At 66.1% G+C, this 13,301-nt stretch carries 12 protein-coding genes; 10 read left to right on the top strand and 2 right to left on the bottom strand.

The window, feature by feature from the left end; genetic code table 11:
* Positions 1 to 5: 5 nt before the first annotated feature.
* Both ugpC and GC146_RS10070 read right to left on the bottom strand, forming a co-directional pair.
* Complete coding sequence (gene ugpC, locus GC146_RS10075; RefSeq protein WP_291837658.1) at positions 6 to 1,061, bottom strand: sn-glycerol-3-phosphate ABC transporter ATP-binding protein UgpC; 1,056 nt, start codon at positions 1,059 to 1,061, stop codon at positions 6 to 8.
* A 3-nt stretch (positions 1,062 to 1,064) separates the two neighbouring features.
* Positions 1,065 to 1,892 carry an IclR family transcriptional regulator gene (locus tag GC146_RS10070; RefSeq protein WP_291837656.1) on the bottom strand — a complete coding sequence of 276 codons (828 nt, stop codon included), beginning with the start codon at positions 1,890 to 1,892 and terminating at the stop codon, positions 1,065 to 1,067.
* A gap of 130 nt (positions 1,893 to 2,022) precedes the next feature.
* On the opposite strand from GC146_RS10070, the gene GC146_RS10065 reads away from it, so the two are divergent.
* From GC146_RS10065 to GC146_RS10020, 10 genes are all read left to right on the top strand, one after another.
* Positions 2,023 to 3,261 (top strand): extracellular solute-binding protein, encoded by a 1,239-nt coding sequence (locus tag GC146_RS10065; RefSeq protein ID WP_291837653.1) that lies wholly within the window; start codon positions 2,023 to 2,025, stop codon positions 3,259 to 3,261.
* 117 nt (positions 3,262 to 3,378) lie between these two features.
* Positions 3,379 to 4,302, top strand: a complete 924-nt coding sequence (locus GC146_RS10060) for a sugar ABC transporter permease (RefSeq protein ID WP_291837650.1) — start codon at positions 3,379 to 3,381, stop codon at positions 4,300 to 4,302.
* Positions 4,302 to 5,147 carry a carbohydrate ABC transporter permease gene (locus tag GC146_RS10055; protein ID WP_291837647.1) on the top strand — a complete coding sequence of 282 codons (846 nt, stop codon included), beginning with the start codon at positions 4,302 to 4,304 and terminating at the stop codon, positions 5,145 to 5,147. Before GC146_RS10060 ends, GC146_RS10055 begins: the two co-directional genes overlap by 1 nt.
* Complete coding sequence (locus GC146_RS10050; protein ID WP_291837645.1) at positions 5,144 to 7,219, top strand: alpha-galactosidase; 2,076 nt, start codon at positions 5,144 to 5,146, stop codon at positions 7,217 to 7,219. The genes GC146_RS10055 and GC146_RS10050 overlap by 4 nt, the downstream gene beginning before the upstream one ends.
* 61 nt (positions 7,220 to 7,280) lie before the next feature.
* The gene (locus tag GC146_RS10045; RefSeq protein WP_291837642.1) at positions 7,281 to 8,042 is read left to right on the top strand and encodes an SDR family oxidoreductase; all 762 of its coding nucleotides are present in this window, start codon (positions 7,281 to 7,283) and stop codon (positions 8,040 to 8,042) included.
* On the top strand, positions 8,042 to 8,944 hold the full coding sequence (locus GC146_RS10040) for a 2-dehydro-3-deoxygalactonokinase (protein WP_291837639.1): 903 nt from the start codon (positions 8,042 to 8,044) through the stop codon (positions 8,942 to 8,944). The genes GC146_RS10045 and GC146_RS10040 overlap by 1 nt, the downstream gene beginning before the upstream one ends.
* 3 nt (positions 8,945 to 8,947) lie before the next feature.
* Positions 8,948 to 9,553, top strand: coding sequence for a 2-dehydro-3-deoxy-6-phosphogalactonate aldolase (locus GC146_RS10035; RefSeq protein WP_291837637.1), 606 nt, complete (start codon positions 8,948 to 8,950; stop codon positions 9,551 to 9,553).
* Positions 9,550 to 10,380 carry an SMP-30/gluconolactonase/LRE family protein gene (locus GC146_RS10030; protein WP_291837634.1) on the top strand — a complete coding sequence of 277 codons (831 nt, stop codon included), beginning with the start codon at positions 9,550 to 9,552 and terminating at the stop codon, positions 10,378 to 10,380. Before GC146_RS10035 ends, GC146_RS10030 begins: the two co-directional genes overlap by 4 nt.
* A gap of 51 nt (positions 10,381 to 10,431) precedes the next feature.
* Positions 10,432 to 12,336 carry a beta-galactosidase gene (locus tag GC146_RS10025; RefSeq protein WP_291837631.1) on the top strand — a complete coding sequence of 635 codons (1,905 nt, stop codon included), beginning with the start codon at positions 10,432 to 10,434 and terminating at the stop codon, positions 12,334 to 12,336.
* On the top strand, positions 12,333 to 13,298 hold the full coding sequence (locus tag GC146_RS10020; RefSeq protein ID WP_291837628.1) for an aldose epimerase family protein: 966 nt from the start codon (positions 12,333 to 12,335) through the stop codon (positions 13,296 to 13,298). The genes GC146_RS10025 and GC146_RS10020 overlap by 4 nt, the downstream gene beginning before the upstream one ends.
* The last annotated feature ends 3 nt before the right edge of the window (positions 13,299 to 13,301 follow it).

Below are 13,301 nucleotides of genomic sequence, written 5' to 3'. Positions count from 1 at the left end.
AGGCGTTACCTGATGCGCTGTTCGGTCTGGGGATCGAACAGGAACATCAGCGCAGGATCAATCGTCAGGCCGATGCGCGAGCCTTCTTTGGCGGCCGAGGTGCCGCGCTGTTCGACAACCACCTTCTCGCCGGTATCGGTCATCAGGTGGGTAAACGCCACGCCGCCCAGATTCTCGGTCAGATCGACATGCAGCGCATCGCCCTCGCCGACTGCGACGTGCTCGGGCCGCAGACCCACAATGACGGGTCGGCCGTGCATGGCGGGGGCCAGCTGGCGCGGAATAACCGTTTTGAGGCCTGGCACCTCGACCCCCTCGGGCGTGATCGTGCCTGACAGGAAATTCATCGAAGGCGAGCCGATGAAGCCCGCGACGAAGCGGTTGTCGGGATCGTTGTAAAGGTCGAGCGGCGCGCCGACCTGCTCGATCACGCCCTTGCGCAGCACCACGATCTTGTCGGCCAGCGTCATCGCCTCGACCTGATCATGGGTGACGTAGATCATCGTCGCGCCGATTTCCTTGTGCAGCCGCGCGATTTCCACCCGCATCTCGACACGCAGTTCGGCATCAAGGTTCGACAGCGGTTCGTCGAACAGGAACACTTCCGGCCCACGCACGATGGCCCGGCCGATACTGACGCGCTGACGCTGACCGCCGGACAGGGCGGCAGGCTTGCGCGCCAGATATTCGTCAAGTTTCAGGATGCGGCTGGCCTCGGCGACCTTCGCGTCGATCTCGGCCTTGGGATAACCGTTCATCTTCAGCCCGAAACCCATGTTCTCGCGCACCGTCATGTGCGGGTAAAGCGCGTAGGTCTGGAACACCATCGCCACCCCGCGCTCTGCCGGATCGAGGCGCGTGACATCGCGCGACCCGATGCCGATCGAGCCGCCGGTGGTTTCCTCAAGCCCCGCGACCATCCTCAGCAGTGTGGACTTGCCACAACCCGATGGTCCGACGAAGACGCAGAATTCGCCATCGGCCACTTGCAGGTCGACACCGTGGATCACCTGCACGTCGCCGTATTTCTTGATAACCTTGTTCAGCTGGACGCCCGACATGGTTCAGATTCCCTTCGCTTGATTGGCATTTTCGGGAAAGCGCCAGTCCTGCGCGTCCCGGGCGATGGCCTGCGCGGTCTCGCGCAGGGTCGGCGCAAGCTTTTCCAGCTCGGCCAGAGTGATTCGGCGGGTGGTGCCCGTGACCGACAGCGCGCCCATCAGCCGCCGTGACGACGACAGGATCGGCATCGCGATGCAGATGATGCCCGGCTCATGCTCTTCGCGGTCGAAGGCATGGCCACGGGTACGGATCGCGTCAAGCTCGGCCCGAAGGGCGCTTTCGGTTGTCAGCGTGTTGGGTGTGAAGGCGTGAAAGGATTGCTGCTTGATCACGCGAGCCAGCGTGGCCTCGTCAAGATGGGCCAGCATCGCCTTGCCTACCCCGGTGCAATAGGCCGGGCCGACCTTGCCGGCCTGACTGAACATCTCGACGGGCATCGCGGCATTGCGCTTGTCCACGTAAAGGACTTGGGCGTTATCCATCTGGGCAAGATGAACTGTTTCACCCACAAGCGCGCTCAAACGATCAAGATGGGGCCGCGCCACCGGGGCAAGCGAGCTTTGCGCCCATGCGGCATGGGCCAGCCGCACCAACCGTACTCCGGGGGCATAAGTCTGCCTGTCCGGATCAAAGCTGAGCATGCCCTGGTTGGTCAGGGTCTGGACGAACCGGTAGAGCGTCGCCTTGGGAAAGGTCGACCCCTCCAGCACTTCGGAGAATCGCACGGGCCTGCCGAAGGCCGCGACGCGATCAAGCACCTCGAGCGCCTTGCCAACGGTTCCGTCGGCTGACTGCCGTTCACTGACTCCCACGTCCTTCCTCCCGGTCATGGCGGCGCATTTCCCTCCCGCGCTGCACGACTGTTGACAAGCATAGGCGAGTCGGCGTTATGATTTCAATATTCAAAACAAGGTTTCAAATAGTGGAACGATTGTTTTGACGCAACCGAGGGAGGACACCATGTTGCATCTGAAGAAGGGCGCAAGCCTTGCGCTCGCGCTTGGCCTGATCGCCGGCGCCGCGCATGCCGAAGTGCGCACCATCAAGTATTACTCGGACTATGACCCGATCCCGCTGGCCGCCATGCAGGCCCTGATCGCCGATTTCGAAGCCCAGCATCCTGACATCAAGGTCGAACTGCAGAACTTCGACCACGAGGGCTACAAGACCGCCATCCGCAACTTCCTGACGACCGATTCGCCGGATCTTGCGAACTGGTATGCGGGCAACCGCATGGCGCCCTTCGTCAAGTCGGGGCAGTTCATGGATGTCTCGGACGTCTGGAAAGACAACAACCTCGATCAGTCGCTGGCCTCGGCCATGCCCTCGATGACCATCGACGGCAAACAGTGGGGCGTGCCCTATACCTACTACCAGTGGGGGATTTACTACAACAAATCCGCCTACGCGGAAGCAGGCGCGAAGGTTCCGACCAACTGGGATGAATTCATCGCCAATTGCGAGCTGTTCAAGGCCAAGGGTATCGACTGTCTGACCACCGGCACCTCGGCGCTGTGGCCGGCTGCGGGGATTTTCGACTATCTCGATCTGCGCACCAACGGTTACGACTACCACATGAAGCTGACCTCGGGCGAAATCCCGTGGACAGATGATGGCGTGCGCAAGGTCTTCGCGGAATGGGCCAAGCTCGTGCCCTACACCACGGCCAACGCTGCCGCGCTTGACTGGCAGGATGCCGCCGCGCTCTTCGTGCAGGGCAAGGCTGCCAACTACGTCATGGGCAACTTCGCCGTGGGCGTGTTCAAGCAGGGCGGCATGACCAACGACACGCTGGGCTTCATGCCCTTCCCGACGATCAATCCTGACGTCGTGCGTGCCGAAGAAGCGCCGACCGACACCGTGCACATCCCGGCGGGTGCGAAAGACCCGGCAGATGCCAAGGTGTTCCTCGCCTACATCGCCTCGGCAGAAGCGCAGACCAAGTGGAACGCCGCCGTCGGCCAGCTGCCGATCAACTCGGCCGCGACGGTGGACGAGGCCGATCCCTTCCTGAAGGCCGGCTTCGACCTGCTGTCCTCGACCAAGGGCGGTATCGCGCAGTTCTTCGACCGTGACGCCCCGGCGGAAATGGCCAAGATCGGCATGGAAGGCTTCCAGGAATTCATGATCTACCCCGATCACCTGGACGCGATCCTGACCCGTCTCGAAGCCGCGCGTCAGCGCATCTACAAGCAGTAAACACGCGACACTGCGCGGCGGCCGGTCACCTGGCCGCCGCGCTTCCTCTTCGGGGCGCCTAAGGTCGTCCCGCAGCCTCCTCCGGCCCGCCGGAGGCCGATCAGGGAGAGCGCGACGATGACCCTTGCGATGAGCGAACCCGAACCCCCGCAGAAGTCCTGGTGGCGGTCGAACCAGCAACGTGCCACGCCATGGCTGTTTCTTGCGCCCGGCATGTTCATGTTCGGCCTTTACGTGATCTACCCGATCATTGCGAGTTTCCGCCTGTCCTTCTTCAAGTATGACGGCCTGGGCACCAAGGTCTGGCTGGGCCTTGCCAACTACCAAGAACTGTTCAGCGATCCGGCGTTCAAGACCTCGCTTTACAACAACGTTCTGTGGCTGATCCTCTACCTGCTGGCGGTTCCGCTGGGTCTTGGCATCGCGATCTTTCTGAACCAGACGGTGCGCGGGATCCGCATCTACAAGTCGCTGTTCTTCTTCCCCTTCGTGATCAGTCAGGTCGTCGTGGGGCTGATTTTCAGCTGGTTCTACGCCCCCAATTTTGGCCTGCTCTATTCGGTGATCGAGTTCTTCACCGGCAAGGGGGTCGCCATTCTGGCCGACCCGGTGCTGGCCACCTACGGCATCATCGCCGCCGGCCTTTGGCCGCAAATCGCGTATTGCATGATCCTCTACCTCACCGGCCTGAACAACGTTGCCCCCGACCAGATCGAGGCGGCCCGTCTGGACGGCGCGAAAGGACTGAAGATGCTGTGGTATGTCATCTTGCCACAGCTACGCCCCGCTACCTTCATCGCCGTCGTGGTGACGGTGATCGGCGCGCTACGCAGCTTCGACCTCGTTTCGATCATGACCAAGGGCGGCCCCTTCGGCTCCACCCGCGTGCTGTCCTACTACATGTATGAACAGGCCCTGAGCGAATACGGCTATCGCATGGGCTATGGCGCGGCCATCGCGGTGGTGCTGTTCGCCATCATGATGGTCTTCATCTCGGGCTTCATCTGGAAGATGGTCCGCGACGAGAGAGGTAACCGCTGATGTTCCCCCGTCCGATCCAGCAAAGCACGCCCGCAACGCGCGTAATCTACCAGATCGCGTTGCCGGTGGCGCTGTTCCTTTGGCTCTTCCCGCTTCTGGGCGTGGCGATGACCTCTGTCCGCCCGGCCTCGGACCTTGCGCAGGGCAACTATTTTGGCATGCCCTCCTACTTCGCTTGGCACAACTACGTCGAGATCTTCCAGAACTCGCCAATTGGCCGCTACATCTTCAACTCGTTCAAGGTGACGATCCCGACGGTGATCGGCACCGTCGCGTTGTCCTGCATGACGGGATTTGCGCTGGGCATCTACCGCTTCCGCGGCAACCTGCTGATCTTCTTTCTGTTCGTCGCGGGCAACTTCGTGCCGTTCCAGATTCTGATGGTCCCGGTGCGCGACCTGACATTTGGCATGGGGCTTTACAACACGACGGCGGGCCTTGCGCTGTTCCATATTGCTTTCCAGACCGGTTTCTGCACCCTTTTCATGCGCAATTTTATCGCAGCACTGCCGCGGGAACTGATTGAAGCGGCCCGGGTCGAGGGCGTCGCGGAATGGCGCATCTTCTGGTACATCGTCGTACCGCTGATGCGGCCCGCCATCGCCGCGCTTTCGGTGCTTGTCTTCACCTTCATCTGGAATGATTTCTTCTGGGCCACGGTGCTGACGACGTCGGCCAGCACGCAGCCGGTGACGGCAGGCCTGTCGTCGCTGAACGGTCAGTGGATCGCCGCGTGGCAACTGGTTTCGGCCGGGTCGATCATCGCGGCGCTTCCGCCGGTGGCGATGTTCTTCTTGATGCAGCGGCACTTCATTGCCGGCCTGACGCTGGGCGCCGTGAAATGATCCAGACGTGGCGTGTCGATGCCGGAGGCCAGACACTGGCCCTCGCCGCCGTGGATGGTGCATTGCCGGTCTGCATCCACTGGGGTGCGCGCCTGCCCGCGGACGAGAATCTGGCGGAGCTTGCGCGCGCCTCGCAGTCCGACATCACGGGTGGAATGCTTGATGCGCTGCCGCCGCTGTCGCTTTGCCCCGAAGCGGGGCAAGGCTGGGCGGGGCAGCCCGGTCTGATTGCGCGGCGCGGCGGTCTGCCGCTGCAAACCCGCTTTGCCGAGTCTCACGAGGTGCCCCTGCCCGGCGGTCTGCAACTGGTGGCGCGCGAGGCCACGCATGACCTGACGCTGACCTTCACCTTCACGCCCACGCCCGACGGCATCATCGCCGCGACGACCACACTGACCGCGGCGGACCCGGTTGAAGTCGACTGGCTGGCCGCGCCGGTCCTGCCCGGGCCACAGGCCGCCGACACGATCCTCGATGTTTCGGGGCGCTGGATTGGCGAGTTCCAGATCAACGCCGTGCCATGGGCCCCCGGCATCCGCCTGCGCGAGGCGCGCACCGGGCGCTCGGGACACGAACACCCGCCCTACGCGATCCTGCTTGAAACCGGGACGACCAACACGCACGGCGCGGCGCACGGCATGCACTACGCCTGGTCCGGCGGCCACCGCATGGTGGCCGAGGAACTGCCCGACGGGCGGCGGCAGCTGCAATGGGGCCATGCCAGTGGCACCCTGCAGGAGGACACCAGCTTTGCCACGGCGCCGCTGCTGCTGTCGTGGTCCGAAGGCGGGCTGAACGGCCTTGGCGTCGCAATGCAGCGCCACATCCGCGACCATGTGGTGACGTGGCCGCATCCCGATCGGCCCCGCCCGGTGCATTACAACTGCTGGGAAGCAGTCTATTTCGACCACGAGATCGGCGCCCTGAAGGCGATCGCCGACCGCGCCGCCGCACTGGGCGCCGAACGCTTTGTCCTCGACGATGGCTGGTTCGGGCGGCGTGACAACGACCTGTCCAGCCTGGGCGACTGGGACATCGACCGGCGCAAGTGGCCCGAGGGGCTGACCCCGCTGATCGACCACGTCAACGGCCTCGGCATGACCTTCGGCCTCTGGTTCGAGCCCGAGATGGTCAACCCCGACAGCGCACTCTACCGCGCGCATCCCGACTGGGCACTTGGCCCGGCCGACCAGGTTCTTGGCCGTCACCAGATGGTGCTGGACATGGCCCGGCCCGAGGTGCGCGATTACCTTCACGGCAAGATCGCACATATACTTGCTACAAATGACATAGATTATGTCAAATGGGACCATAACCGCCTGTTGCCCATCGCGGATGCCGCGCAGACCTGGGGCACCTATGCGCTGCTGGCCCGCCTGCGGGCCGAGTTTCCGCAGGTCGAGATCGAAAGTTGCGCCTCGGGCGGTGGCCGGATCGACGCAGGCATCCTCGGGCATACCCAGCGGGTCTGGCTGTCCGACAGCAACGACGCACTGGAGCGCCTGCGCATCCAGCACGACGCGGCGCTGTTCCTGCCCGCCGCCGTCACCGGCAGCCATGTCGGACCGCGCAAGTCGCACACGTCGGGCAGGGTCCTGCCGATGGCCTTCCGAGCCTGGGTCGCTGCGCAGCGGCACATGGGCTTCGAGATGGACCTGCGCGAACTGGACGAGGCTGAAGCCAAGACGCTTGCCAGCGTCACGGCGTGGTGGAAGGCCAATCGCGGCTGGATGCGGCAGGCCGACATTTTGCGGCTCGATTCTGCAGATCCCACGGTGACCGCGGAAATGCAGCTGGCCGCAGATGGCGCGCGCTTTGTTGTTTTTGCGGGACAGGCCACCGCCTCGGCGCAAATCCTGCCGCGCCCCTTGCGCCTGGCCGGGCTTGACCCTGCCGCGCGCTACCGCATAACGCTGCGCAATCCCGAGGATGCCCCGCGGCACAGCCGCGGACCCGTTGCGCTGAAATCAGGCCCACTGATGCTTAGCGGTCGGGCGCTGATGTCGGGCGGGCTGACCCTGCCGGTCGCATGGCCCGCAACCATGTGGGTGCTGGAAGGAGAGCGCCTGTAATGCCGTCCGTCCCAAGCCTCTCGCTGCACTGCTTTGGCGGACATAGACCCAAGGTGCTGTCATGACCTCCGCCATTTTCCCTGACCTGAACGGCGCCTGCGTTTTCCTCACTGGCGGCGCCAGCGGCATCGGCGCGGCGCTGACCGAGGGCTTCGTCAGGCAGGGCGCCCGGCTGACGGTGATCGACCTGCTGGACGGCACCGCGCTGGCCGACCGGCTGGAGGCCGCGCATGGCAACCGCCCCCTCTTCATCCGGGGCGACATCACCGATACCGCCGTGCTGACCGCCGCGATGGACCGCGCCGTGGCCGAACACGGCCCGCTGAAGGTGCTGGTCAACGACGCCGCCAACGACCAGCGATTCCCGGTGGCCGAAGTGACCGAGGCCGACTGGGACGCGATGCAGGCGATCAACCTGAAATCCTACTTCTTCGCCTGCCAGAAAGCCGCAGCGCTGATGGAAACCGGCGGGGTGATCGTGAACTTTTCTTCGACCAGCTACATGATCGGGTCCGAACTTCTGTCGCCCTATGTCGCCGCCAATGCCGGCATCATGGGCCTGACCCGCAGCCTTGCGCGGGAACTGGGGCCGCGCGGCATCCGCGTCAACGCGCTCGCCCCCGGCTGGGTGATGACCGAGAAGCAGAAACGGCTTTGGGTGACGGAGGAAGGCGTGCGCGCCTTCATGGAACGCCAGTGCCTGAAGGAAATGATGCAGCCCGAGGACGTGGTGGGCGGCGCGCTGTTCCTCGCCTCCGATGCCAGCCGGATGATAACCGGACAGACGCTGGTCATCGACGCGGGCGTGGTGGTGACGGGCTGATGCAAACACCCGTTCCCGGTATTGAATGGATCGCCGTCGACTGGGGTACGACGCATCTGCGCGCCTGGGCGGTGCAGGGCGGCACCGTGCTGGCGCGCGCGCAATCGGACGATGGCATGGGGCGGCTAGGCCGTGACGGCTTCGAGCCTGCCCTGTCGCGGCTGGTCGGCGGCTGGGCCGCGGGGCCCGTGACCGTGGTGGCCTGCGGTATGGTCGGCTCGCGGCAGGGCTGGACCGAGGCACCTTACGTGGCCGTGCCCTGCCCGCCGCTGCCGCAGGGGCTGACCCGCGCGCCGACGACGTTGCCGGACCTGAACGTTCACATCATTCCCGGCCTGAAACAGACCGCGCCTGCCGACGTCATGCGCGGCGAGGAAACGCAGATTGCAGGGTTCCTCGCGCTCAACCCCGGATGGGACGGCGTGCTGTGCCATCCCGGCACGCATTGCAAATGGGCCCATGTCAGCGCGGGCGAGGTTGTCAGTTTCCAGACCTTCATGACGGGCGAGCTGTTCGCCACCCTCGCCGGTCAGACGGTGCTGCGCCATTCGGTGGCGGCCAGCGGCTGGGACGAAGACGGCTTTGCCCAGGGCCTCGACGAAGGATTTTCGCGCCCGGAACGGCTGGCGGCGCGGTTCTTTGCGCTGCGGGCCGAGGCGCTGTTGAACGATCTGTCCCCGCAGGTGGCGCGCGCGCGCCTGTCGGGCCTGCTGATCGGGGCGGAACTGGCCGCCGCGAAACCCTACTGGCTGGGCCAGAACGTGGCCGTCATCGGCGAGGGCGCCGTTGCGGGCCTTTACGTCCGCGCGCTGGCCGCGCATTCCGTCCATGCCACGCAGGCCGTGGGCGAGGCGGTAACGCTGGCCGGCCTGACCGCGGCCTGGCGCCGCCTGAAAGGATAACCCATGTCCCGACCCCTAATCGCCATCCTGCGCGGGATCACCCCGGTCGAGGCCGTGCCGGTCTGCGCCGCGCTGATCGCGGCCGGGATCACCCGGATCGAGGTGCCCCTGAACTCGCCCGATCCGTTCGACAGTATCCGCGCCATGGCCGCGGCGCATGGGCAGGACGCGCTGATCGGTGCGGGCACGGTGCTGTCGCCCGAGGATGTGGGCCGGGTCGCGCAGTTGGGCGGCAAGCTGATCGTGTCGCCCAACTGCGACCAGCGCGTCATCGTGGCGACCAAGGCCGCGGGCATGCAAAGCTGGCCCGGCGTGATGACGCCGACCGAATGTTTCGCCGCGCTGAAGGCCGGGGCGGACGGGCTGAAGATTTTTCCGGCCAGCCTGCTCGGCCCCGACGGGCTGCGCGCGATCCGCGCGGTGCTGCCGCCCGGCACGCAGGTCTATGCCGTGGGCGGCGCGGGGCCCGAGAACTTTGGCCAGTGGATGGCCGCCAGCGCGGATGGCTTCGGCATCGGCTCGGCCCTTTACAAGCCGGGGATGTCGGTGGCCGATGTCGCAGCGCGCGCGCGCGACATGGTCGCGGCCTTTGACGCGGCCAAGCCATGATTGCCGATGCGCGCGTCTGCGAACTGGGCGAAGGGCCGCTCTGGCACCCGGAGCGGGGCGAGCTGTTCTGGTTCGACATCATGGGGCGCCGCCTGCTGGCCAAGGGGCGGGAATGGGCCTTTCCCGGCTATGTCTCGGCCGCGGGCTGGGTCGACCGCGACCACCTGCTGATCGCCGCGCAGGACGGGCTGCACCTTTTCGACATCGCCACGGGCGGGTCAGAGCCGGTGGCAGCGATCGAGGCCGACAACCCGCTGACGCGGTCGAATGACGGCCGGGCCGACCCGCAGGGCGGGTTCTGGATCGGCACGATGCAGATCGCGCCGCCGCGCCAAGCGATCGGTGCGATCTATCGCTACTACCGGGGCGAGGTGCGCCGGATGTTTGACCGGCTGACCATTCCCAACGCCATCTGCTTTGCCCCCGATGGCCGCCGCGCCTATTTCACCGACACCGCCAAGGCGCAGATCATGACGGTGCCGCTGGATGACGACGGCTGGCCCAAGGGCGACCCCGTCGTGCTGATCGACCTTGCGCCGGACGGGCTGCACCCCGATGGCGCCATTACCGATGCCGCGGGCAATATCTGGAACGCGCAATGGGGCGCGGGCCGCGTGGCGGGCTACACGCCCGATGGCCGTTTTCTGCGCGCCATTGCCTTCGGCGCGGCGCAAACCTCCTGCCCGGCGCTGGGCGGTCCCGACCTCACGACGCTTTTTTGCACCACGGCCGCCGAGGGGCTGGACCCGCCCGCGCCCGACGCCGGCAAGCTTTTCGCCGCCGAGACCGACATCGTCGGCCGCCCGGAGCCGCGCGTCATCTTGTGACGCGGCGCGCGCTGCTTCATCCTGACCCAAATTCCTGAAAAGGCCCGCCCCATGAAACGCACGCTTGGCGTCTGCTACTACCCCGAACACTGGCCGGACGAGACCTGGGCCGAAGATGCCGCCCGCATGGCCGAGACCGGCATCACCTGGGTGCGGATCGGCGAATTTGCGTGGTCGCGGCTGGAACCCAGCCCGGGTGACCTGCGCTTCGACTGGCTGGACCGCGCGATCGAGACGCTGGGTGCGGCCGGCCTGAGGGTGGTGCTGGGCACACCCACCGCAACGCCGCCGCGCTGGATGATCGACAAGCATCCCGACATGCTGCCGGTCGATGGGCAGGGCCGGGTGCGCGGCTTCGGCTCGCGCCGGCATTACGATTTCAGCCATGCCGGCTACCGCGAGGAAAGCCGGCGCATCACCCGGCTGCTGGCCGAACGCTATGGCAAGAACCCCCATGTCGCCGCGTGGCAGACCGACAATGAATACGATTGCCATGACACGACGCTGAGCTTTTCCGAGGCGGCCAGGCGCGGGTTTCAGGACTGGTTGGCGCAGACCTACCAGTCCCCTGACGCGCTGAACCGCGCTTGGGGCAACGTGTTCTGGTCGATGGAGTATGACGATTTCAGCCAGATCGGCCTGCCAAACCTGACCGTAACCGAGGCCAACCCGGCGCATTGGCTGGCCTTCCGCCGCTATTCCTCGGACATGGTCGTTCTCTTCAACAAGGTGCAGGTGGACGAGATCCGCAAGCACTCCACCGCGCCGATCCTGCACAACTACATGGGCCGGGTGACCAGCTTCGATCACTGGAAGGTGGGCGCCGACCTCGATATCGCGGCTTGGGACAGCTACCCGATCGGGTTCCTGTCGGACCGGATCGAGAATGACGCGGGCCGCAAACTGGATTTCCTGCGCCAGGGCGACCCCGACAATCAGGCGTTTCACCACGACCTTTACCGTGCCGTCGGGCGTGGCCGCTGGTGGGTGATGGAACAGCAGCCCGGCCCGGTGAACTGGGCACCGTGGAACCCCGCGCCGCTGCCCGGCATGGCCCGCCTCTGGGCGTGGGAAGCTTTCGCGCATGGCGCGGAATGCGTCAGCTACTTCCGCTGGCGGCAGGCGCCCTTTGCGCAGGAGCAGATGCACGCAGGGCTGCTGCGCCCCGACAGCGCCCCCGCCCCTGCCTTGGCCGAGGCCACGCAGGTCGCCCGTGAACTGGCGGCGATGCCGGAGGTGGAACCGGGCAGGGCCCAAGTTGCGCTGGTCTTCGATTATGAAAGCGCCTGGGCCTGGGAAGTGCAGCCGCAAGGCGCCGATTTCGATGCCTGGCGGTTGGCCTTCGCCGCCTATCGCGCCTGCCGCCGCGCCGGTCTGAACGTCGACATCCTGCCGCCCGACTGCGCCGATCTGTCGGCCTACAAGCTGGTCCTTGCCCCCGGGCTGATGCGCCTGTCGGACCCGCTGCGCGCGGCGCTGGCGGCCTTCAAGGGGATCGCCCTGATCGGGCCGCGCACCGGCACCAAGACGGCCGAGCTTTCCATCCCCGTGCCGCTTGGCCCCGGCCTGCCCGATTGCGACGTGACGGTCGCGCTGGCCGAAAGCCTGCCGCCCGGCGCGAAGGTCAAGCTCAGCGATGGCGGCCGCTTCCTGCACTGGTTCGAACACCTTGAGGGCAGCGCCACTGTGCACATGTCCACCAAGGACGGCCGCCCGGCGATCATGGGCAATGACAGCCTGCGCTATATCGCCGGATGGCCCGACGACGACACGTTCGACCACATCATCGGCTATCACTGCGACGTGCTGGACATTCCCACCTGCGTGCTGCCCGACGGGCTGCGCGTGCGCGACACGGCCACCCACCGCTTCGTCTTCAACTACGCGGCCAAGGCGCAGATGTGGAACGGCACGCGGATCCCGCCCGCGGGCGTGCATTGGGAACCGTTGGCATGACGCCCTTTGGCACCACCGCGGACGGACGGGCAGTGCAGCGCATCGAGCTGGCGGCGGGCGAGCTGACGGTGGCGCTTCTGAGCCTGGGCGCGATCATCCAGTCAGTGCGGCTTGACGGCGTCGCGCATGACCTGACCCAGGGCTCTGACGACGTCGCCGATTACGAGGGGCGGATGCGCTACCACGGGGCGCTGATCGGCCCGGTGGTGAACCGCATCACCGGCGGCGAGGCGGTGATTGCCGGGCAGCGCCACGGCTTCGAAAAGAACCAGGACGGCCAGCACACCCTGCATTGCGGGGCGGCGGGCACGATGCTGAAGGTCTGGGACGTGGTCGAGACGGGCCCGGCCCATGCCGTTCTGGCCCTCGACCTGCCCGATGGCGAGGGCGGGTTTCCCGGCAACCGCCGCGTGACGGCGCGGTTCACGCTGACGCCGCCCGCCACGCTGACGCTGCAAGTCACCTGCACCACCGATGCGCCGACGATCCTGAACTTCGCCAATCACAGCTACTGGAACCTTGACGGCACCGACCGCTGGGACGGACACTGGCTGCGCGTGGCGGCGGACCGCTACCTGCCCACGACCGGGGATTTCATTCCCACGGGCCAGATCGTGGATGTGACCGGCACCGACATGGACCTGCGGCAAGGCAAGGCGGTGTCGGTCCACCACCCCGATTTCGACAACAATTACTGCCTGTCCGACACGCGCCAGCCGCTGCGCGACGTGATGTGGCTGCGCGGGACATCGGGCGTCAGCCTGACGATGGCCACGACCAGCCCCGGCCTGCAGGTCTATGACGGGCGGCACGCGATCCGGCCCGGCAGGGCCCCGTTCGAGGGGCTGGCCTTCGAGGCGCAGTATTGGCCCGATGCCACCAGCAACCCCGCCTTCCCGTCGGTCGAGGTGCCCGCGGGCGGGGTCTATGACGAAACCACGCAGTGGCGGTTCAGCCGGTAGCGC

It is taken from the genome of Limimaricola sp., from assembly GCF_016125575.1.
GTDB lineage: Bacteria > Pseudomonadota > Alphaproteobacteria > Rhodobacterales > Rhodobacteraceae > WGLM01.
Note: the sequence above shows the minus strand (reverse complement) of the source record. Positions and strands in the feature narration are given on the sequence as shown.

Coding starts and splice junctions, on each gene's coding strand:
- ugpC (WP_291837658.1), bottom strand. CDS start 1,061: ATGTCGGGCGTCCAGCTGAACAAGGTTATCAAGAAATACGGCGACGTG.
- GC146_RS10070 (WP_291837656.1), bottom strand. CDS start 1,892: ATGACCGGGAGGAAGGACGTGGGAGTCAGTGAACGGCAGTCAGCCGAC.
- GC146_RS10065 (WP_291837653.1), top strand. CDS start 2,023: ATGTTGCATCTGAAGAAGGGCGCAAGCCTTGCGCTCGCGCTTGGCCTG.
- GC146_RS10060 (WP_291837650.1), top strand. CDS start 3,379: ATGACCCTTGCGATGAGCGAACCCGAACCCCCGCAGAAGTCCTGGTGG.
- GC146_RS10055 (WP_291837647.1), top strand. CDS start 4,302: ATGTTCCCCCGTCCGATCCAGCAAAGCACGCCCGCAACGCGCGTAATC.
- GC146_RS10050 (WP_291837645.1), top strand. CDS start 5,144: ATGATCCAGACGTGGCGTGTCGATGCCGGAGGCCAGACACTGGCCCTC.
- GC146_RS10045 (WP_291837642.1), top strand. CDS start 7,281: ATGACCTCCGCCATTTTCCCTGACCTGAACGGCGCCTGCGTTTTCCTC.
- GC146_RS10040 (WP_291837639.1), top strand. CDS start 8,042: ATGCAAACACCCGTTCCCGGTATTGAATGGATCGCCGTCGACTGGGGT.
- GC146_RS10035 (WP_291837637.1), top strand. CDS start 8,948: ATGTCCCGACCCCTAATCGCCATCCTGCGCGGGATCACCCCGGTCGAG.
- GC146_RS10030 (WP_291837634.1), top strand. CDS start 9,550: ATGATTGCCGATGCGCGCGTCTGCGAACTGGGCGAAGGGCCGCTCTGG.
- GC146_RS10025 (WP_291837631.1), top strand. CDS start 10,432: ATGAAACGCACGCTTGGCGTCTGCTACTACCCCGAACACTGGCCGGAC.
- GC146_RS10020 (WP_291837628.1), top strand. CDS start 12,333: ATGACGCCCTTTGGCACCACCGCGGACGGACGGGCAGTGCAGCGCATC.